The organism is Methylobacterium sp. J-072, from assembly GCF_022829425.1.
In the GTDB taxonomy this organism is placed as follows: Bacteria; Pseudomonadota; Alphaproteobacteria; order Rhizobiales; family Beijerinckiaceae; genus Methylobacterium.
The window spans coordinates 147,069-165,270 of the sequence record NZ_JAKSYK010000180.1; the positions used below are offsets into that span (position 1 = coordinate 147,069).

The 18,202-nt window shown below is 69.6% G+C and carries 16 protein-coding genes; 9 read left to right on the forward strand and 7 right to left on the reverse strand.

The window, feature by feature from the left end; genetic code table 11:
• Positions 1-83 precede the first annotated feature (83 nt).
• Positions 84-290, forward strand: coding sequence for a hypothetical protein (locus MKK67_RS22085; protein WP_007565256.1), 207 nt, complete (start codon positions 84-86; stop codon positions 288-290).
• Positions 291-458: 168 nt separating this feature from the next.
• Positions 459-2,141 carry an acyl-CoA dehydrogenase family protein gene (locus MKK67_RS22090; RefSeq protein ID WP_243969453.1) on the forward strand — a complete coding sequence of 561 codons (1,683 nt, stop codon included), beginning with the start codon at positions 459-461 and terminating at the stop codon, positions 2,139-2,141.
• Between the two features lie 73 nt (positions 2,142-2,214).
• Here MKK67_RS22090 and MKK67_RS22095 read toward each other — a convergent pair whose 3' ends face one another.
• Positions 2,215-2,394: a hypothetical protein gene (locus tag MKK67_RS22095; RefSeq protein ID WP_243969455.1), complete on the reverse strand. Its 180-nt coding sequence runs from the start codon at positions 2,392-2,394 to the stop codon at positions 2,215-2,217.
• 122 nt (positions 2,395-2,516) lie between these two features.
• Complete coding sequence (locus tag MKK67_RS22100) at positions 2,517-3,785, reverse strand: glycosyltransferase family 4 protein (protein WP_243969458.1); 1,269 nt, start codon at positions 3,783-3,785, stop codon at positions 2,517-2,519.
• 112 nt (positions 3,786-3,897) lie between these two features.
• Between MKK67_RS22100 and MKK67_RS22105 the strand changes: the two genes are divergently transcribed.
• The 5 genes from MKK67_RS22105 to MKK67_RS22125 all read left to right on the forward strand — a co-directional run bounded on the left by MKK67_RS22105 (position 3,898) and on the right by MKK67_RS22125 (position 10,581).
• Entirely contained in the window at positions 3,898-5,172 is a 1,275-nt protein-coding gene (locus MKK67_RS22105) for a glycosyltransferase (protein ID WP_243969460.1), read from the forward strand.
• A 315-nt stretch (positions 5,173-5,487) separates the two neighbouring features.
• The gene (locus MKK67_RS22110) at positions 5,488-5,844 is read left to right on the forward strand and encodes a phasin (protein WP_243969462.1); all 357 of its coding nucleotides are present in this window, start codon (positions 5,488-5,490) and stop codon (positions 5,842-5,844) included.
• Between the two features lie 227 nt (positions 5,845-6,071).
• Entirely contained in the window at positions 6,072-6,593 is a 522-nt protein-coding gene (locus MKK67_RS22115) for a hypothetical protein (RefSeq protein ID WP_243969464.1), read from the forward strand.
• A 132-nt stretch (positions 6,594-6,725) separates the two neighbouring features.
• Positions 6,726-7,994: an N-acetylmuramoyl-L-alanine amidase gene (locus tag MKK67_RS22120; protein WP_243969466.1), complete on the forward strand. Its 1,269-nt coding sequence runs from the start codon at positions 6,726-6,728 to the stop codon at positions 7,992-7,994.
• 169 nt (positions 7,995-8,163) lie between these two features.
• Entirely contained in the window at positions 8,164-10,581 is a 2,418-nt protein-coding gene (locus MKK67_RS22125) for a penicillin-binding protein 1A (RefSeq protein WP_243969468.1), read from the forward strand.
• 335 nt (positions 10,582-10,916) lie between these two features.
• Here the strand turns inward: MKK67_RS22125 and purQ are convergent, their stop codons facing one another.
• The 5 genes from purQ to MKK67_RS22150 form a co-directional block, all read right to left on the reverse strand.
• A complete protein-coding gene (gene purQ, locus MKK67_RS22130) occupies positions 10,917-11,597 on the reverse strand; it encodes a phosphoribosylformylglycinamidine synthase subunit PurQ (protein ID WP_243969470.1) in 681 nt (226 codons plus the stop codon).
• Positions 11,597-11,836, reverse strand: coding sequence for a phosphoribosylformylglycinamidine synthase subunit PurS (gene purS / locus MKK67_RS22135; protein ID WP_243969472.1), 240 nt, complete (start codon positions 11,834-11,836; stop codon positions 11,597-11,599). Before purS ends, purQ begins: the two co-directional genes overlap by 1 nt.
• Before the next feature lie 129 nt (positions 11,837-11,965).
• Positions 11,966-12,199, reverse strand: coding sequence for a hypothetical protein (locus MKK67_RS22140; RefSeq protein WP_243969474.1), 234 nt, complete (start codon positions 12,197-12,199; stop codon positions 11,966-11,968).
• 118 nt (positions 12,200-12,317) lie between these two features.
• The gene (locus tag MKK67_RS22145; protein ID WP_243969476.1) at positions 12,318-12,917 is read right to left on the reverse strand and encodes an ActR/PrrA/RegA family redox response regulator transcription factor; all 600 of its coding nucleotides are present in this window, start codon (positions 12,915-12,917) and stop codon (positions 12,318-12,320) included.
• A 59-nt stretch (positions 12,918-12,976) separates the two neighbouring features.
• Positions 12,977-14,362, reverse strand: a complete 1,386-nt coding sequence (locus MKK67_RS22150; protein ID WP_243969478.1) for an ActS/PrrB/RegB family redox-sensitive histidine kinase — start codon at positions 14,360-14,362, stop codon at positions 12,977-12,979.
• Positions 14,363-14,603: 241 nt separating this feature from the next.
• Here MKK67_RS22150 and MKK67_RS22155 point away from each other — a divergent pair, with 241 nt between their 5' ends.
• Both MKK67_RS22155 and MKK67_RS22160 read left to right on the forward strand, forming a co-directional pair.
• Positions 14,604-15,881, forward strand: a complete 1,278-nt coding sequence (locus MKK67_RS22155; RefSeq protein WP_313899038.1) for a polyhydroxyalkanoate depolymerase — start codon at positions 14,604-14,606, stop codon at positions 15,879-15,881.
• Positions 15,882-16,505: 624 nt separating this feature from the next.
• Positions 16,506-18,092 carry an ABC transporter substrate-binding protein gene (locus MKK67_RS22160; protein ID WP_243969480.1) on the forward strand — a complete coding sequence of 529 codons (1,587 nt, stop codon included), beginning with the start codon at positions 16,506-16,508 and terminating at the stop codon, positions 18,090-18,092.
• Positions 18,093-18,202 lie beyond the last annotated feature (110 nt).

An 18,202-nucleotide genomic window follows, 5' to 3' on the forward strand; every position in this document is an offset into this window, starting at 1 on the left:
CCCCGAAGAGGCCCGGTCTTTCGCTTGATACCGCCCAGCCGCCGAAGAGCCGGGCCGGATCGACCAGATCCCCGGGAGGCCCCATGAACCAGATCCTCGTCGTCGCGCTCATCTGCGCCGCCAACGTCCAGGCCCCGGACTGCTCGCGGGAGACGGCCCTCGACGTGATCACCGGGCCGGCCCACACGCTGCAGGAATGCCTGATCCAGGGGCCGGTTCTGGCGGCCAATACCGGTTTCACCGGCGAGAACGGCGCCTACGTCAAGACGCGCTGCGAACAGAAGCGCTGAACCGGAGCGCCGGGCGCCGAAGTGGAGGCCGGTTCGGCGTCACCGAGCGCGTCAAAACCCCGCGGTCTTCAACTTGAGTTCAAGACGCGACAAATGAAATCTGCTTCGGCCTGGGCGTCGGACGGGTTAGAAGTCACGATCCAATAAAACGCCACGCGAGCAAAAACCATGTCCGCATCCCCCGCCATCCAGACCGAGCCGCAGGACGTCGTCAGCCTCACCAAGGCCGCCGGCGAGAGCGCGAAGGCCCTTGTGGCGGAGGCCACCCGGCGGGTGCGGACGCGCATCCTCGGCACGGATGGGCGGATCGATGCCGGCAAGCTCGAGGCCCAGCAGCACGCCGCCCACGGGCTGGCCTGGCTTGCGACCTACGCGGAGGCGGTGGCCGAGCTCGGCGGCTACGCCGAGCGCCTCCAGGCCGAGGGCCGGTTCGGCGAGACCGAGACGCTGCTCGTGCGGATCGGCGCCGGCGAGTATCTCGACCAGCTGTTCTCCGGCATCCCGATGAGCCAGGGCGAGATGGTCCGTCCGACCGGCTCGCTCGGCCTCTCGGCCAAGGAGGTCGCGCAGTACCGCTCCGACGCGATCGAGACCCTGATCGCCGAGGGCAACACCCCGGAGAACCGCGCCGCCCTGGTGGCGCTGATGCGCGAGGGCGGCGGCTCGGCCACCGTCGGCGCCTCGGGCCTCGACGAGGACATGGAGGCGATCCGCTCCGAGATGCGCCGCTTCGGCAAGGCCGAGGTGGTCGAGCAGGCCCATGAGTGGCACCTGAAGAACGAATACATCCCCATGGCGGTCGTCACCAAGATGGCCGAGCTGGGCGTGTTCGGCCTCACGATCCCGGAAGAGTACGGCGGCATGGGCCTGCCCAAGACCGCGATGTGCGTGGTCTCGGAGGAGCTATCCCGGGCCTATATCGGCGTCGGCTCGCTCGGCACCCGCTCGGAGATCGCCGCCGAGCTGATCCTGTGCGGCGGCACCGAGGAGCAGAAGCACCGCTTCCTGCCCAAGATCGCCTCGGGCGACATCCTGCCGACGGCCGTGTTCACCGAGCCGAACACGGGTTCGGATCTCGCCTCGCTCCGCACGAAGGCGGTGAAGGACGGCGACACCTGGAAAATCACCGGCAACAAGACCTGGATCACCCATCCGGTCCGGGCCGACATCATGACCGTGCTGGTGCGGACCAAGCCCGAGGAGAAGGGCCATCGCGGCCTCTCGATGCTGATCGCCGAGAAGCCCCGGGGCACGGACGAAGAGCCGTTCCCGGTCCAGGGCCTGTCGGGCGGCGAGATCGAGGTGCTCGGCTACCGGGGCATGAAGGAATACGAGCTGGCCTTCGAGGGGTTCGAGGTGCCCGGCGGCAACCTGCTCGGTGAGGTCGAGGGCAAGGGCTTCGCCCAGCTGATGCAGACCTTCGAATCCGCCCGCATCCAGACCGCGGCCCGGGCCATCGGCGTCGCCCAGTCGGCCCTCGACGTGGCCCTGCGCTACGCCGAGGAGCGGGTCCAGTTCGGCAAGGCGCTGGTCAGCTTCCCGCGGGTCGCCGACAAGCTCGCCATGATGGCGGTGGAGATCAACATCGCCCGCCAGCTCACCTACTTCTCGGCCCGCGAGAAGGATGCCGGCAAGCGCTGCGACTTGGAGGCCGGGATGGCCAAGCTGCTCGGCGCCCGGGTCGCCTGGGCGGCCGCCGACAACGCGCTCCAGATCCACGGCGGCAATGGCTTCGCACTGGAATACCCGGTCAGCCGGATCCTGTGCGACGCCCGCATCCTGTCGATCTTCGAGGGCGCCGCCGAGATCCAGGCCCAGGTCATCGCCCGGCGGCTGCTCGAAGCCGCCTGACGGATCGAGAACCAAAGGTCTCGGGGGCTCCGCCCCCGAACCCCGCCAAAGGGCTGAGCCCTTTGGGAACCCGCTACTTGGTGATCTTCACCGAGACCGGGTCGCTCGATGGGAACGTTTCCTCGAGGGCGTCGTCGAGGCGCTCGTCCATCTTCTCCTGCTTGTTCGCAGGATTGGTCTTGTCGTCCGGCTTGGCGCTGCCCTGCTGGAAGCCAGGCTTGGTCTCGTTCTTCAGCTTGTGGTCGTCGGCCATGTCTGTCGCTCGTCCGTGACGGGTGCACGCTCGGTGCCTGTGCGCGTCAACGCAACGGAGCCCGGGTGTTTCCGGTTTTTTCGGTCGCAAAGGGTATCAATCGGGCCGTGCCGTAGGCCCGGTCAGGCCGTTGCCACCGCCCGGCCGGGCCGCAGGCGCGCCGCCCGGTCCCGTGCAGAGGCTTCGCGCATCACCGTCTCGTAGACGCCGGTCAGCCGGTCGAGATGGACGTCCGGCGTCAAAGGCGCGGTCCAGTAGCGGGCATGCGCGGCCCGACCCATCCGGGCGGCGAGGCCGTCATCGGACAGGCGGCGCAGATGCGCGGCCAGCGCATCGGGATCGCCTGAGCGGAACCAGAACCCGGTCTCGCCGTCGACCACCGCCTCCCGGCCCGCGCAGGCGTCGCTGACGACCACCGGCGTGCCGCAGGCGAGCGCCTCGTAGACGGTGAGCGGCTGGCCCTCGTACCAGACGCTCGGGAAGACCAGCGCCCGCGCCTGCCGCATCAATACCTGTACGGCGGCGGGGTCGCGCCAGCCGAGCATCACCGCCTCGGGATAGCGAGCGGCGAGATCGGCCCGCTCCGAGCCGTCGCCGACGAACACCGCCCGGACCCCGGCCCGCCGGGCGGCTTCCGCGAAGATCGGCGCGCCCTTCTCGGCGGAGATCCGGCCGACGAACAAAAAGTCGCCCGGCGGCCCTTCATGGACCGGCGCCTGCGCCACCGCGATCGGGTTGTCGACCCGGTGAAACATGGTGCCGCCGGGCATCAGCGGCCGGACTACGCTCTCCTGCAAATCGCTGATCGTGACGACGTGGGAGAACAGCTCCGGCAACCGGGCGACATGCGCGAGCCCGGCATGGCGGATCATCCGGGCGACCTTGCGCGGGTAGCTGCGCGCGTCGCACTTCGCCAGGATGCAGGAGGCCGACATCGGCGTGCGGTGGCAGATCTTCTGCTCGGGATAGGCGTAGAACCCCCCGGTCGGGCAGACCAGGAAGAACTCGTGCATCGTGTAGAGGCTCGGCAGGCCGGAAGCCCGCAGGGCCGGGCCGATGGCCGGCGACAGCGCTTTGGCGAAGGCGTGGACATGGACCAGGGTGTCGCGCGGATCACAGGCGGCGAGTTCCGCCGCCAGGGCCCGGGCGGCCGGTCCGTTCCAGATCGCCTGGGCCGCGAAAGCCAGCTTGTTGCGCGCCGTGGTGACGTCGTCCTGATCCAGGCAGACCACCCGGATGCCGGCGGGTTCCAGCCGCGGATCGACCGGGCCTACGGCCGCGAACAGGCTGACGCGGAACCCCCGGGCGGCGAGACCCAGGGCGGATTCGATCGCGACCTTGGCCTGGCCGCCATTGATCGCGGCATGGTCGGCGACGAGGACGACGTGCACGTCAGGAATTCCGCCGCTCTGTTCTCGGAGTGTAAGTCTGTAACGGACGGCGGTTGATCCTCCGTAAACCGACCTGGACTTATCATCGCGGCAGGTGCTGCCGAGACAACTCATGCATGTCGTGATCCTGGCCGAGTTCGCGACCACCAGCGGCGGGGCGGAAAAGGTCGCCCTCGAATCCGCCCGCGGGCTCGCCGAGGCCGGCCTGAGGGTGACCTACCTCCAGGCGATCCCGAGCCCGGTCGATCCCCTGCTGGACCACGACAATATCCGCCGGATCGAGCTCGGCCTGCCCGACATCTGGACCCTGGGCGGCATCAAGGCGGCGGCTACCGGGATCTGGCATGCCGCCGCGGCCCGCGCCCTCGAGGCGGCGCTCCGACAGCTGCCGGCGGCGCCGGATTGCCTCCACCTGCACCAATGGACCCGCACCCTGTCCCCGGCGATCTTCCCGGTCCTGTCCCGGCTCGACGTTCCGGTCATCGTCACCCTGCACGACTACGCCCTGGCCTGCCCGAACGGGGTCTATTATCGGTTCGACCGGGCCGAACCCTGCGCGTTGGCGCCGCTCTCGCCCGCCTGCCTCGCCGCGCCCTGCGATCCCCGCAGCCGGGTGCACAAGCTCGTGCGCGTCGCCCGCGCGGGGGCGCTCCGGCAGGCGCTCCATCGGCGTCCGCTCCACGTCGTCCATGTCTGCGACGCCAGCCGGCGGCGGCTCGGCGACCTGCTCGGCGGCTACGCCCTCACCCACCACCGCATCGACAACCCCGTCCGGCTCGCGGACGGGCCCCCGGCCGATCCCGCCCGGGGCGACGCCATCGCGTATGTCGGGCGCTTGACCCGGGAGAAGGGCGCCGACCTCGTCGCCGACGCCGCCCGGGCCGCCGGGCTCCCGGCCCTGTTCGTCGGCGCCGGCCCCCTGGAGGCGGAGCTGCGCGCCCGGCCCGGGGTCGAGGTGGTCGGCTGGCAGGCCCCCGAGGCCGTCTGGGCCCTGCTGCGCCGCCGCGCCCGGGCGCTCGCCGCGCCGTCGCGCTGGTACGAGACCGGGCCGCTCACGGTCTACGAGGCCCTGGCGGCCGGCATCCCGGTGGTCGCGTCCGAGCGGTCTGGAGCCGCCGAGAAGGTCTGGGACGGGCGGACCGGTTTCGTCGTCGCCCCCGAGATCGGGGCCCTGGCGGCGGCGTTCTCGGCCCTGCGGGACGATGCCTGTGCCGCAACCCTTGGGGCGAATGCCCGGGCCCGGTTCCGCGCGGCGCCGATGACGCTCGCCACCCATACCGCCGCGCTCCGGTCCCTCTATGCGGGACTCGTGGAGAGCCGCACTAGTGCGCTGCACCATACCGAGGTGGCGGCCCGGTCGGAGCAGTCGACCGCGCGGTCGGCCTGACATCGAATCGGCAAGTCTCTGCCCCGGGCGTGTTGGCTATAGACAGCCGATAAGATTTATATAGAGAGGCGTCGAGGTGGCCGTGACGCGCCATGATGCCCAATGAAACGGCCGAGGTTTATCCGGATCGGCCGTGTTCTCCGCAAGGCGGCACGAAGACTGAGCGGATACCGGGGATCTGCATTTTATCGGGATTTCCACCCCCGCGCCCACCCCCGAATAGGCACTTGACTTCTTGTTGCAGTGCAACATATAGAGGCGCGTCACCGCGGACGCAGATCGGCGTCCCTCCGAGACAGCGTGCTGGAGACTCTGATGCAGACCCCGAATTTCGAAATCCCGACCGAGATGCGCGACTTCGCCGAGAAGAGCGTCGACCAGGCGCGCAACGCCGTCGGCACCATGATGGCGAACGCCATGAAGGCCGCCGAGCAGGCCCAGGTTTCGGGCCAGACCTTCCAGTCGACCGTGACGGCGGCGGTCTCGAAGGGTTTCGAGCACGCGCAGAACAACGCCAACGCGACCTTCGACTTCGCCCAGAAGCTGGCGCGCACCAAGGACCTGCGCGAGGCCTTCGAGCTGCAGTCCGAGTTCGTCCGCAGCCAATTCGCCGCCCTCCAGGCCCAGGCCAAGGATTTCGGCGCCCTCGCGCAGCAGAACATCGCCCGCTGAGGCACGGCCCGGTCCGCCACGGCGGACCGGTACAGATCGAGCCGATGCCCGGTCCGACAGGACCGGGCACCGGTGCTGGGCCCCGGGGTTCAACGGGATATCGCATCCGCCCCCCGTGATCCGTCACCGTAGGTCCCGCACCGCCGGACAGGCGATGCCGAAGACGGTCTTTCCCGCCGGCTGCCGCTCCGTCAGGGGGCCGAAGCGGACGAGGAGGAGATCGCCCAATGGGAAAACCGCGCCGACCGAAGGGCCCCCGCGCCACCTGGGATCCCAAGCCGAGCCTCGACGCGGACAGCGCCGCGCTCCGTGCAGTGCCGTCCACCGATACGGCCATCCCGACTGCCGCGGTTTCCGAGGCCATGGAGAGAAGCGCGGATTCGAGCCGGGACGATGCCGAGCCCGATGCGCCGGCCGAGGCTGAGCTTCCGGTAGCCGCCCTCGTTCCAACCGTCACGCTCCCGCCCGTCCCCGTTCCGTCCGCAGCGCCCGTAGCGAGTGAAGCCGTCGCCAAGGGCGGCCCGGTCGCGTTCGCGTCCGACAGCACCGGGATCGGCGCGACGATCGCGAGCTACATGCGCGGCGAGGGCGAGGCCGCCGTCGCCCATATCGGCGCCCTCACGCGGGTCCGTAACCCCGCCGACCTGATTCGCTTGCAAGTGGGCGAGGTCCAGCGCGCCGCCGACGCTTCGCTGACCTGCTGGAGCAACGTGTTCCGCAAGGCGAGCCGCATGGTCCCGTTCCGCTGACGTACGATCGCCATGTTCAGGCTGTCGCATAGGGACGACACGCACGGCCGCATCGAACCGCACCGGGCAACGATCGATTAACCCTATCGCTCCTATGCCTGATCGGAGGGCGCGGGAGATGAATCCGGACCGATGCCGAGCCGCGCGCACCTGATCCGTTCTGCCATTCACGGCCTCTGCCTCGCTCTGACGCTGGCGGGGGCGCCGGTCTTTGCCCAGAACGGCGACAAGCCGACCAGCCCGGCGCCCGCGATCGCCATCGGGGCGGATCTCGCGAGCCAGGGCGGCACCACGCGGCTCACCCTGACCCTGTCGCGGGCCGTCGAGGCTCGCGGCTTCGTGATGGAGCGGCCGGACCGGGTGGTGATCGACCTACCGGAGGTCAATTTTCAGCTCGAATCCGGGACCGGGCGCCGCCGCGAGGGCGTCGTACAATCCTTCCGCTACGGCCTGTTCGCCCCCGGCCGATCCCGGGTGGTGATTGACCTCGCCGCGCCGGCCACGATCGGGCGGATCGAGACCGTGACCCGGGCCAAGGACGGCGCCGTGCTGCTCACCATCCCGCTCCAGCGGGTCGAGCGCGAGGCGTTCCACAAGGCGGCGGCCGCAGCCGATCCTGCTCCCGCCCAGGCGCGCAGCGCCCCGCCTGAGCCCGCCGATCAGCGCCCGCTGATCATGATCGATGCCGGGCATGGCGGGACCGATCCCGGGGCGATCGCGGTGGGCGGCGTGTTCGAGAAGGACATCGTGTTCGGCTACGCGCAGGCGCTGGTCGAGAAGCTGGAAGCGAGCGGCCGCTACCGGGTCCGGATGACCCGCGACCGGGACGTGTTCGTGCCCCTGGCCGACCGCGTGCGCCTCGCCCGGGAGGCCAAGGCCGACCTGTTCGTGTCGATCCACGCGGATTCGATCTCGGCGGCGCCCCAGGTCCGCGGCGCCACCATCTACACCAACGCCGAGAAGGCCACCGACGTGGAATCCGCCCGGCTCGCCGAGCGCGAGAACAAGGCCGACGCCGCGGCCGGTGCCGACGCCGCCGAGGCGCCTCCGGATATCGCCGACATCCTGCAGGAACTGACCCTGCGCGAGACCCGCGGCTTCTCGTCGGGCTTCGCCCGCACCCTGATGGGCCAGCTCGCCCCGGTCATGGAGATGAGTTCCAAGCCCCACCGGGAGGCGCGCTTCATGGTGCTGCGCTCCCCCGATGTGCCGAGCGTGCTGGTCGAACTCGGCTATCTGTCGAGCAAGCGCGACCTGGAGATGCTGCAATCGCCGGAGTGGCGGGCGGGCGTCACCGGCTCCATGGCCAAGGCGATCGACCAGTTCTTCGGCAACCGCGCGACGCTGAAAGCTCCGACGATCACGCGGCGGTCGGCCGCCGTCGCCCCAGTTTTACCATAGAGTAAGTGTCGATACGGGACGTCCGAACGCCCCGTCGCACCGCCGCTGAACCGGCAATCCGAGGGGGCTTCACGGGAGCGTCCGGGAGCCGACCGCGTCGAGGATGGACGCCCGTGCCGGATGAGCCGAACCCGGCAGGCGGCCGGGCCAGCGACGAGCGGAACACCGGATGCGTCTGATCCTTCGTTTCTTCGGGATCCTGTTCAGCGCCGCCGCGGTGCTGTTCGTGGTCGGCGCCGCGGCCGGCGGGTACTTCTACTGGAAGTACAGCCAGGACCTGCCCGACCACGCCGCGCTCGCCAATTACGAGCCGCCGGTGATGACCCGCATCCACGCCTCCGATGGCTCGCTGCTGGCCGAATATGCCCGCGAGCGCCGGCTGTACCTGCCGATCCAGGCGATGCCGAAGATCGTGGTCGCGGCCTTCCTGTCGGCCGAGGACAAGAATTTCTACAAGCACGGCGGCATCGACCCCGAGGGGATCGTCCGCGCCTTCCTGACCAACGCCAAGTCGGGCAAGCGGCAGGGCGCCTCGACCATCACCCAGCAGGTCGCCAAGAACTTTTTGCTGTCCTCCGAGCAGACCTATGACCGCAAGATCCGCGAGGCGCTGTTGGCCCTGCGGATCGAGGCGGCCTACTCCAAGGACAAGATCCTAGAGCTGTACCTCAACGAGATCTTCTTGGGGACGATCGTTCCCGGCCGGAACCTGCACGGGGTCGCGGCCGCCGCGCTCGACTACTTCGGCAAGTCGGTCCACGAGCTGACCATCAACGAGGCCGCCTACCTCGCCGCGCTGCCGAAGGGGCCCAACAACTACCACCCCTACCGCAAGACCCAGGCGGCTTTGGACCGCCGCAACGAGATCATCCGCCTGATGGCGGAGAACAGCTACATCACCAAGGAAGAGGCGGACGCGGCCAAGAAGATGCCGCTCGGGGTCAACCCGCGGGTCGCCTTCCCGAACGCCGCCAACGCCAACTACTTCACCGAGGAGGTCCGGCGCGAGATCTCCGAGCGCTACGGCGAGAAGAAGCTCTACGAGGGCGGCCTCTCGGTGCGCGCGACCCTCGACCCGAAGATGCAGGCCTGGGCTCGCAAGGCCCTGGTCGACGGCCTGGTGCGCTACGACCAGGCCCATGGCTGGCGCGGCGCCGTCACCAAGGTCGACCTGACCGGACGCGACTGGGGCATGGCGGCCGCCGAGGTTCCGGCGCTCGGCGACGTGGCGCCCTGGCGGCTCGCCGTGGTGCTGGGCAATGGCGGCGGCGGCGTGCAGGTCGGCCTCCAGCCCAAGCGCGAGGCGTCGGGCCAGGTGGCCAAGGACCGCGAGACCGGTGTGATCACCCCGGACGGCATGCGCTGGGCCGGCCGCCCGAACCTCCAGCCCGGCGACATGGTCTATGTCGAGGCGATGGAGGGCGGCCGCGGCCAGTTCCGCCTGCGCCAGAAGCCCGAGGTCTCCGGCGCCATCGTGGCGATGGATCCGAACACGGGCCGCGTCCACGCGATGGTCGGCGGCTTCTCGTACGACGAATCCGAGTTCAACCGCGCCACCCAGGCGATGCGCCAGCCCGGCTCCTCGTTCAAGCCGATCGTCTACTCGGCGGCGCTCGATAACGGCTACACCCCGGCGTCGATCGTGCAGGACACGCCGATCACCATCGAGGCCGGCCCCGGCCAGGAGGCCTGGACGCCCTCGAACTACGACGGCAAGTCCGGCGGCCCGCACACCCTCCGGTACGGGATCGAGCACTCGAAGAACCTGATGACGGTCCGGCTCGCCAAGGATGTCGGCATGCCGCTGATCGCCGAGTACGCCCGCCGCTTCGGCGTCTACGACGACCTGCTGCCGGTGCTGCCGATGTCGCTGGGCGCCGGCGAGACCACGGTCATGCGCATGGTCACCGCCTACTCGATGCTCGCCAATGGCGGGCGCCGCATCCGGCCGACCCTGATCGACCGGATCCAGGACCGCATCGGCGAGACGATCTACCGGCACGACAACCGCAAGTGCATCGGCTGCGACGCGGAGAAGTGGTCCGGCCAGGACGAGCCGAAGCTGGTCGACGATTCCGAGCAGGTGCTCGACCCGCTCACCGCCTACCAGATGGTCTCGATCATGGAGGGCGTGGTCCAGCGCGGCACCGCGACCCTGCTGAAGCAGATCGGCAAGCCGCTCGCCGGCAAGACAGGCACCACCAACGACGCCAAGGACGCCTGGTTCGTCGGCTTCTCGCCGGACCTCGCGGTCGGCATCTATATCGGCTTCGACAAGCCGCGCTCGCTCGGCGACCGCGCCACCGGCGGCGGGCTGGCGGCGCCGATCGCCCTCGAATTCCTGAAGACGGCCCTCAAAGACAAGCCGCCGACGCCGTTCCGGGTGCCGCCCGGGATCAAGCTGATCCGCGTGAACCTCGCCTCCGGCACCCGTGCCGGTTCGGGGGAGGGCGCCGGCACGATCCTGGAGGCGTTCAAGCCCGGCACCGCACCGCCCGATTCCTACGTCGCCCCGGCCCAGAGCGCTGCCCCCGCGGCTGTGCCGGCGGATCCCGACCGGGCGGCGCAGGCCGGCGGGCTCTACTGAGGAACGGCCGCAGGATGAACCACCCTGTCATTCCGGGGCGCCCCAGGCGAACCCGGAACCCATAACCGCCGACGGTGCGAGGTCTTGATCTGTCGGCGGTTATGGATCCCGGGCTCCGCTTCGCGGCCCCGGGATGACAAGGCGGGTGATGGGGCGGCTGCGAAACTCCCACCGACAGAAAAAAGCCGCCCGGTTGGGGGCGGCTTGGATGAGTCATCAGGGAGGCATCAAACAGAGCGGACGGAGATGTCCAACTCGATATCCAGAACTCTGGATGCCTCGTTATAGCTTACGATCGTTAACGGCCGGTTAAAAACCAATCTCCGGCCGCGTTCTCACGCAGCGAGACTGTCGAACAGGCCGCGCCCGTCGGTGCCGCCGATCAGGCCTTCGACGAAATTTTCGGGGTGCGGCATCATCCCGAGGACGTTGCCGCCCTCGGAATAGACCCCCGCGATGGCGTTGAGGGAGCCGTTGCGGTTGGCCTCGACCGTGATGGTCCCGGCGGCGTCGCAATACCGGAAGGCCACGCGGCCCTCGCCCTCGATCCGCGCCAGGGTCTCTGGATCGGCGAAGTAGTTGCCCTCGCCATGCGCGACGCAGACGTCGATGACCTGCCCCTGCGTGTAGGCGCTGGTAAAGCGGGTGTCGGTGCGCTCGACCCGGAGCGTCTGCCGGTGGCAGATGAAGCGGCGGTTGACGTTGCGCATCAGCACGCCCGGCAGCAGGCCCGATTCGCACAGGATCTGGAAGCCGTTGCAGATGCCGAGCACGAGGCCGCCGCGGGCCGCATGCGCCCGCACCGCGTCCATGGCGGCCGCGCGGCCCGCGATGGCGCCGCAGCGCAGGTAATCGCCGTAGGAAAAACCGCCCGGCAGGACGGCGAGGTCGGTTCCGGCCGGCAGGTCCCGATCCGCGTGCCAGACCATGCTGACCCGCGCGCCGGACCGGCGCAGGGCCCGGGCGACGTCGCTCTCGCGATTCGAGCCCGGAAAGACGACGACCGCAGCATGCATCAGAGGATCTCGATCGCGTAATTCTCGACGACGGTGTTGGCGAGCAGCTTCTCGCAGGCCGTCCGCAGGGTGGCCTCGGCGGCTACGCCGTCGCCGGCCGAGACTTCGAGGTCGAACACCTTGCCCTGGCGGACGCTGTCGACGCCTTCGACGCCCAGCGACCGGAGCGCGGCCTCGATCGCCTTGCCCTGCGGGTCCAGCACACCGGTCTTCAGGGTGACGATGATACGGGCTTTCATGGATCTTCCGGTCTCACGCGCAGCCGAAAACGTGGGCGCAACCCGCGGCGTCGTTACACGGGCGGCCGTCGCGCGTTCCCTAGCAGGAAGGCCGCCGGCCTGTCGAACGTCGTGTCGGATGAGGTACGGCTAGCGCGGCGTGGCGCGCGCCCGGATCGGCTCGATGCTGGTCGCCCGGCGCCAGAGCTGGAGCATGATCCAGGCCGCGAATAGGCTGAAGACGCCCATCAGGACGTGGCCGACCCTGTCGCCCAGGTCGAACAGGCCGGCGAGCGCCCAGCCGGCCGCGATGGCGACGGCGAAGACCTCGGTGCCGACGAGGACCATCATGCTCACGATGGTGATGGCGTTGCGCCCGTTCACGAGACCCGTCTCCCGGTCGATTGCGAGGCCCCAGACGAAACGAGCCCGGGACCCGCGCAGCTAGCCCAGAGGGGAGGGGCTATGCAACCGCGGGACCCGGGATCGGTGGTTCTGAACGTCAGCGCGGCGCGCGCTTGGCCAGGATCCGCTGCAGCGTCCGCCGGTGCATGTTCAGGCGCCGGGCGGTCTCGCTGACGTTGCGGCTGCACAGCTCGTAGACCCGCTGGATATGCTCCCAGCGGACCCGGTCCGCCGACATCGGGTTCTCGGGCGGGTCGGCCCGCTCGCCGGGCTGCGCCATCAGCGTGCCGTGGATCTCGTCGGCGTCGGCGGGCTTGGCGAGATAGTCGAACGCGCCGAGCTTCACCGCCGTGACGGCGGTCGCGATGTTGCCGTAGCCGGTGAGGATCACGCCGCGCGCGTCGGGCCGGCGCTCCTTCAGGCGGGCGATCACGTCGAGGCCGTTGCCGTCGCCGAGCCGCATGTCGATGACCGCGAAGGCGGGGGGCCGGGCCTCGACCGCGGAAACGCCCTCGGCCACGCTGTCGGCGACCTGGACGTGGTAGCCGCGGCTCTCCATGGCGCGGGCGAGCCGCGTCGAGAAGGGCTTGTCGTCGTCTACGATCAGCAGGCTGCGGTCGGTGAAGGCGGCGAGCGGATCGGCTTCATTGATCACGGCGGGATCGATCGTTGCCGTGGTCCCGGGCTGCGTCAGCATCCGGCACTCCTTTCGGGTTTTTGTAAGGGAATTACTTAAGTCAGATCTTGGTCTGATCCTCATATAGGGACGACATCGCCCGGGGGCAGGGGCGCGTGGATATTGAATTCCGGCGAATGGCGCGGGGCTGCCCCCCGCTCGAAGATGTGGCGGGCCCAGGAGACACGCACGATCGCCCCGTGGGAATCCGGCGCCGAGACGTTCATCAGGGCGATCTGGGCGCCCGAGCGCTCGATCAGGGTCTTGGCGATGAACAAACCGAGGCCGAGGCCGGCGCCCACGGTCCCGCCGGTCTGCGAACGGTCGGCGCTGCGGGTGGTTACGTAGGGCTCGCCGGCCCGCAGCAAAACCTCGCTGGAAAAACCCGGGCCGTCGTCGCGGATCTCGATCCAGACGCGCTCCTGGGTCCAGCGGCCCTCCACGGCGACCCGGGAATCGGCGAAGTCGACGGCGTTGTCGAGGATGTTGGCGAGCCCGAACATCACCCCGGGATTGCGGCGGCAGGCGGGTTCCGGGCCGTCGCCCCGGCTGGAGATGTCCAGGACCGCGCCGAGGGCGCGCTGGGGCGCCACCAGCTCCTCCACCAGATGGCTGAACGTCACCGTCTCCAGGAAGCCGACGCCGTCGCCGTCGAGCGAGGTCAGCTTGCCGAGGATGCCCCGGCAGCGGTCGACCTGCTCGCGCAGCAGGTTCAAGTCCTCGGCCACCGCCGGGGACGCGGTCGGCCCGAGCTGGCGGATCAGCTCCTTGGTCACCAGCATGATGGTGCCCAGCGGCGTGCCCAATTCGTGGGCCGCCGCCGCCGCGAGACCGTCGAGCTGCGACAGGTGCTGCTCACGGGCGAGCACCAGTTCCGTGGCCGCCAGCGCCTGGGCGAGGAGCCGCGTCTCCTCGGCGACCCGCCAGGCGTAGACGCCCGTGAAGGCGGTTCCCAGCAGGATCGCGGTCCAGACCCCGGAGACGTAGAGGAACGGCAATTCGATCCGCCCGTCCGAGAACCAGGGCAGCGGCCGGTGGACCAGGGCGAGGAGCGTCGCCAGCCCTACCGCCAGCAGACCGAGCGCCAGGGTCCGCTCCGGCGGCAGCGCGGTGGCGGAGATCAGCACGGGGGCGAGGAACAGCAGCGAGAACGGGTTCTGGAGGCCGCCCGTCAGGAACAGGAGTGCGGCGAGCTGCACGATGTCGAAGGCGAGGAGCAAAGCCGCGGAATCGTCGCTCAGCCGGTAGCTCGCCGGGAAGCGGATGCGCAGCGCCAGGTTCAGCCAGGACGAGGTGGCGATCACCAGGAAGCACCAGCCGAAGGGCAGCGCCAGGCCGAGGCCGAACTGCGCCCCGACCACGGCGGCGCTCTGGCCGGTGATGGCGAGCCAGCGCAGGCGAACAAAGGTGTCGAGCCGGAGGTGGCGGGCGTTGCGGACGAGACCGTTGAGGTTGCTGTCAGGCATGCGTGCATCGGTGCAGCGCCGGTGAGGCCTTGCCGGCGCAGAGTGTTTCGATGGGGGCCGCGGCACGGCGTCCGGGCAAGGCGCCGGATCCGTCGCGCCGACGGTGTGGTCACGGGCAAGTCGCCCGGGGCCGGGGATGTTCCGTGATCGTTCAGGGTGGAACCTTATCCTGGGGCGCCGGGTTGCAGCAGGTTTTTCGCCTGTCGGCGGTGCGTCGGCGGCCCCAGGATGGGAGGTGGCGGTGCTTCTGGCTTACGCGATGTTCGAGGGCGCCCGCGCCATGATGGCGCCGGCCAGGGTCGCCGCGGACCTGACCCGCCACGCCCTCCAGATGCCCGGCAATCCGCTCGCCTACGGGCCCTACGCCCGGGCGATCAGCGCCGGCTGCGAGATGTTCGAGCGCGCCACCCGCCGCTACGGCAAGCCCGCCTTCGGGTTCACCGAGACCCTGGTCGACGGGACAGCCGTCCCGGTCACAGAGCGCGTCGTCTGGGAGCGGCCGTTCTGCCGCTTGGTCGCGTTCGAGCGCGCCTTCATCACCCCGCCGGCCGAGCCGCAGCCGAAGCTGCTCATCGTCGCGCCGATGTCGGGGCACTACGCCACGCTGCTGCGCGGCACCGTGGAGGCGATGCTGCCGAACCACCGGGTCTACGTCACCGACTGGACCGATGCCCGGATGGTGCCGCTGGCGGTCGGGCGCTTCGATCTCGACAGCTACATTGACTACCTGCAGGAGATGTTCGCCGTCCTCGGGCCGGACCTGCACATCATGGCGGTGTGCCAGCCGGCCGTGCCGGTGCTGGCCGCGGTGGCGCTCCTGGAAGCCAAGGGCGCGCCCGTGGTGCCGGCCTCGATGACCCTGATGGGCGGCCCGATCGACACCCGCCGCTCGCCCACCGCGGTGAACTGCCTCGCCCAGGAGCGCGGCCAGACCTGGTTCGAGCGCAACACGATCAGCCTGGTGCCGCCCGTGTTCCCGGGGGCCTGGCGCCGGGTCTATCCGGGCTTCCTGCAGCTCTCGGGCTTCATGGCGATGAACCTCGACCGCCACGTCACCGCCCATTCGGACATGTTCGACCATCTGGTGAAGGGCGACGGCGACTCGGCCGAGAAGCACCGGGAGTTCTACGACGAATACCTGGCGGTGATGGACCTCACCGCGGAATACTATCTCCAGACCGTGCAGACGGTCTTCGTCGACCACGACCTGCCCAAGGGCCGGATGCGCCACCGCGGCACCCCGGTCGATCTCGGGGCGATCCGCCGCTGCGCCATCCTGGCGGTGGAGGGCGAGAACGACGACATCTCCGGCGTCGGCCAGACCAAGGCGGCCCTCGACCTGACGCCGAACCTGCCCGAGGCCCGCAAGGCCTACCATCTCCAGGCGGGCGTCGGGCATTACGGGGTGTTCAACGGCTCGCGCTACCGCACGGTGATCGCGCCGCGGATCGCCGCCTTCATCCGCGCCCAGCAGGCGGAAGCCGGCACCCGCGGCGCGCATCTGCGCCAGGTGGGCTGAAGCCGGGCCAGGCGCGCCTCTCCCTCCCCCGCAGAGCTACGATGTTTCACACATCGGCTCGCGAAAGCCGCGAAGCGCCCCCTCTCCCATGCGGGAGAGGGTTGGGGTGAGGGACCAGGTCTGTCCGGATAGGTCGCATCCCTCACCCTGTCCCTCTCCCGCACGGGAGAGGGGACCCGCGCCACATCCGGGCTGTGTGATCCGATAGGCCACAAGGGGGAGGGCGCGCGTCCCTCAGACCTTTGGCCGCTGGCGCAGGCGCGGGAGCCCATGAACCCGACCGGGTGGTCGCGGTGCATTATGAATTCTCTTTCGCGCCCGATGGCGCGAGGCTTGCGAGACGGCGTCCGTGAGCATGATGACCGTCGATCCGACCGCGCCCCGCCTGCCGTTTCAGCCGTCGTCCCGTCCCCGGCGGGCGCGAAGGTGTGCGCCTGATGCGGAAAACCAGAATTCGATTCTCCAGAACCGTCTTGCGATAGCAGGAAACTGGCGCATGCTGCCGCTTCCGTGAAACTCAGGCTGTCCTAGCCCTGAGTCACGGCCGGGATACCGCACCTTCGCCGTCGAATCCTTCACACGCTGCATCCGCGATGCAGGCCCGCACCGGCCAGGGAGATCACGATGGACCGCAGGACCTTCCTCAAGGGCTCGGCCGCGATCGGGCTCGCCGCCCCGCAGATCGCGAGGCCGGCTCTGGCGCAGGGCGCCAAGGTGCTGCGCTTCGTCCCTCAGGCGAACCTCGCCAATTTCGATCCGATCTGGGGCACGCAATACGTCGTGCGCAACGCCGGCACCCTTGTCTGGGATATGCTCTACGGGGTCGACGCCCAGCTGAAGCCCCAACGCCAGATGGTGGAGTCCGAAGAACTCTCGGGCGACCACCTGACCTGGACCTTCCGGCTGCGTCCCGGCCTCAAGTTCCATGACGGTGAGCCGGTGATGGCCAAGGACGTCGTGGCGAGCCTGACCCGCTGGATGGCCCGCGACCCGCTGGGCCTGATGATCCGGGCGATCCAGGACGATCTCGCCGCCGTCGACGACCGGACGTTTCGATGGCGCCTGAAGAAGCCGTTCCCGAAACTTCTCTACGCGCTCGGCAAGACCAACGCCCCGATGGCCCTGATCATGCCGGAGCGGATCGCCAAGACCGACCCGTTCACGCAGATCACCGAGTATGTCGGCTCCGGCCCGATGACCTTCGTGCGCAACGAATGGGTGCCGGGCGCCCGGGCCGTGTTCCAGAAGTTCGCCGACTACAAGCCCCGCGACGAGCCGAATTCCTGGCTGGCCGGGGGCAAGCAGATCCTGGTCGACCGGGTCGAGTGGGTGATCATGCCGGATGCCGCCACCGCCTCGGCGGCGCTGCAGAACGGCGAGGTCGATTGGTGGGAGAACCCGATCTCCGACCTCGTGCCGCTCCTGCGCAAGAACGCCAACCTCAACGTCGATATCGCCGACCCGCTGGGCAATGTCGGGTCGTTCCGGATGAACCACCTCTATCCGCCCTTCGACAACCCGAAGATTCGCCAGGCCGTGCTCACCGCCATGAGCCAGGAGGATTACATGCGGGCGATCGTCGGCGACGACGACAGTCTCTGGAAGCCGCTGCCGGGCTTCTTCACCCCGGGCACGCCGCTGTTCAGCGATGCCGGCGGTGCCCAGGTCGGCAAGGGCGACATCAAGCTCGGCCAGAAGCTGCTCAAGGAAGCCGGCTACAAGGGCGAGCCCGTGGTCTGCGTCGTGGCGCAGGACCAGCCGATCACCAAGGTGCAGGGCGACATCACCGCCGACCTGCTGAAGCAGATGGGCTTCACCGTCGATTTCGTCGCCACCGATTGGGGCACCACCGGCACCCGCCGGGCCTCCAAGGCCCCGCCGAACCAGGGTGGCTGGAACATGTTCCACACCTGGCACGCGGGCGCCGACGCCATCAATCCGGCGGGCTATCCGGCGGTCCGGGCCAGCGGCGACAAGGCCTGGTTCGGCTGGCCGAACGTCCCGCCCGTGGAGGCGGCCATCACCGAGTGGTTCGACGCCGCCGATCCGGCCGCCGAGAAGGCCGCCATCGACAAGGTCAACGCCGCCGCCTGCGAGGGCGTGGTCTACGTGCCGACCGGGTTCTTCCTCGGCTACCAGGCGTGGCGCAAGACCGTCTCGGGCATCGTGAAGGGACCGATCCCGTTCACCTGGGGGGTGTCGAAGGCGTGATGGGGCGGGCGATGGTCAGGTCGGTACGCCCAGTGCGGGCTCCCTCCCCCCTCTGCGGGGGAGGGTACCCTGCGAAGCAGGGGGGGAGAGGGGAGCGACGGTGCAGGATC

Coding starts and splice junctions, on each gene's coding strand:
- MKK67_RS22085 (WP_007565256.1), top strand. CDS start 84: ATGAACCAGATCCTCGTCGTCGCGCTCATCTGCGCCGCCAACGTCCAG.
- MKK67_RS22090 (WP_243969453.1), top strand. CDS start 459: ATGTCCGCATCCCCCGCCATCCAGACCGAGCCGCAGGACGTCGTCAGC.
- MKK67_RS22095 (WP_243969455.1), bottom strand. CDS start 2,394: ATGGCCGACGACCACAAGCTGAAGAACGAGACCAAGCCTGGCTTCCAG.
- MKK67_RS22105 (WP_243969460.1), top strand. CDS start 3,898: ATGCATGTCGTGATCCTGGCCGAGTTCGCGACCACCAGCGGCGGGGCG.
- MKK67_RS22110 (WP_243969462.1), top strand. CDS start 5,488: ATGCAGACCCCGAATTTCGAAATCCCGACCGAGATGCGCGACTTCGCC.
- MKK67_RS22115 (WP_243969464.1), top strand. CDS start 6,072: ATGGGAAAACCGCGCCGACCGAAGGGCCCCCGCGCCACCTGGGATCCC.
- MKK67_RS22120 (WP_243969466.1), top strand. CDS start 6,726: ATGCCGAGCCGCGCGCACCTGATCCGTTCTGCCATTCACGGCCTCTGC.
- MKK67_RS22125 (WP_243969468.1), top strand. CDS start 8,164: ATGCGTCTGATCCTTCGTTTCTTCGGGATCCTGTTCAGCGCCGCCGCG.
- purQ (WP_243969470.1), bottom strand. CDS start 11,597: ATGCATGCTGCGGTCGTCGTCTTTCCGGGCTCGAATCGCGAGAGCGAC.
- purS (WP_243969472.1), bottom strand. CDS start 11,836: ATGAAAGCCCGTATCATCGTCACCCTGAAGACCGGTGTGCTGGACCCG.
- MKK67_RS22145 (WP_243969476.1), bottom strand. CDS start 12,917: ATGCTGACGCAGCCCGGGACCACGGCAACGATCGATCCCGCCGTGATC.
- MKK67_RS22150 (WP_243969478.1), bottom strand. CDS start 14,362: ATGCCTGACAGCAACCTCAACGGTCTCGTCCGCAACGCCCGCCACCTC.
- MKK67_RS22160 (WP_243969480.1), top strand. CDS start 16,506: ATGGACCGCAGGACCTTCCTCAAGGGCTCGGCCGCGATCGGGCTCGCC.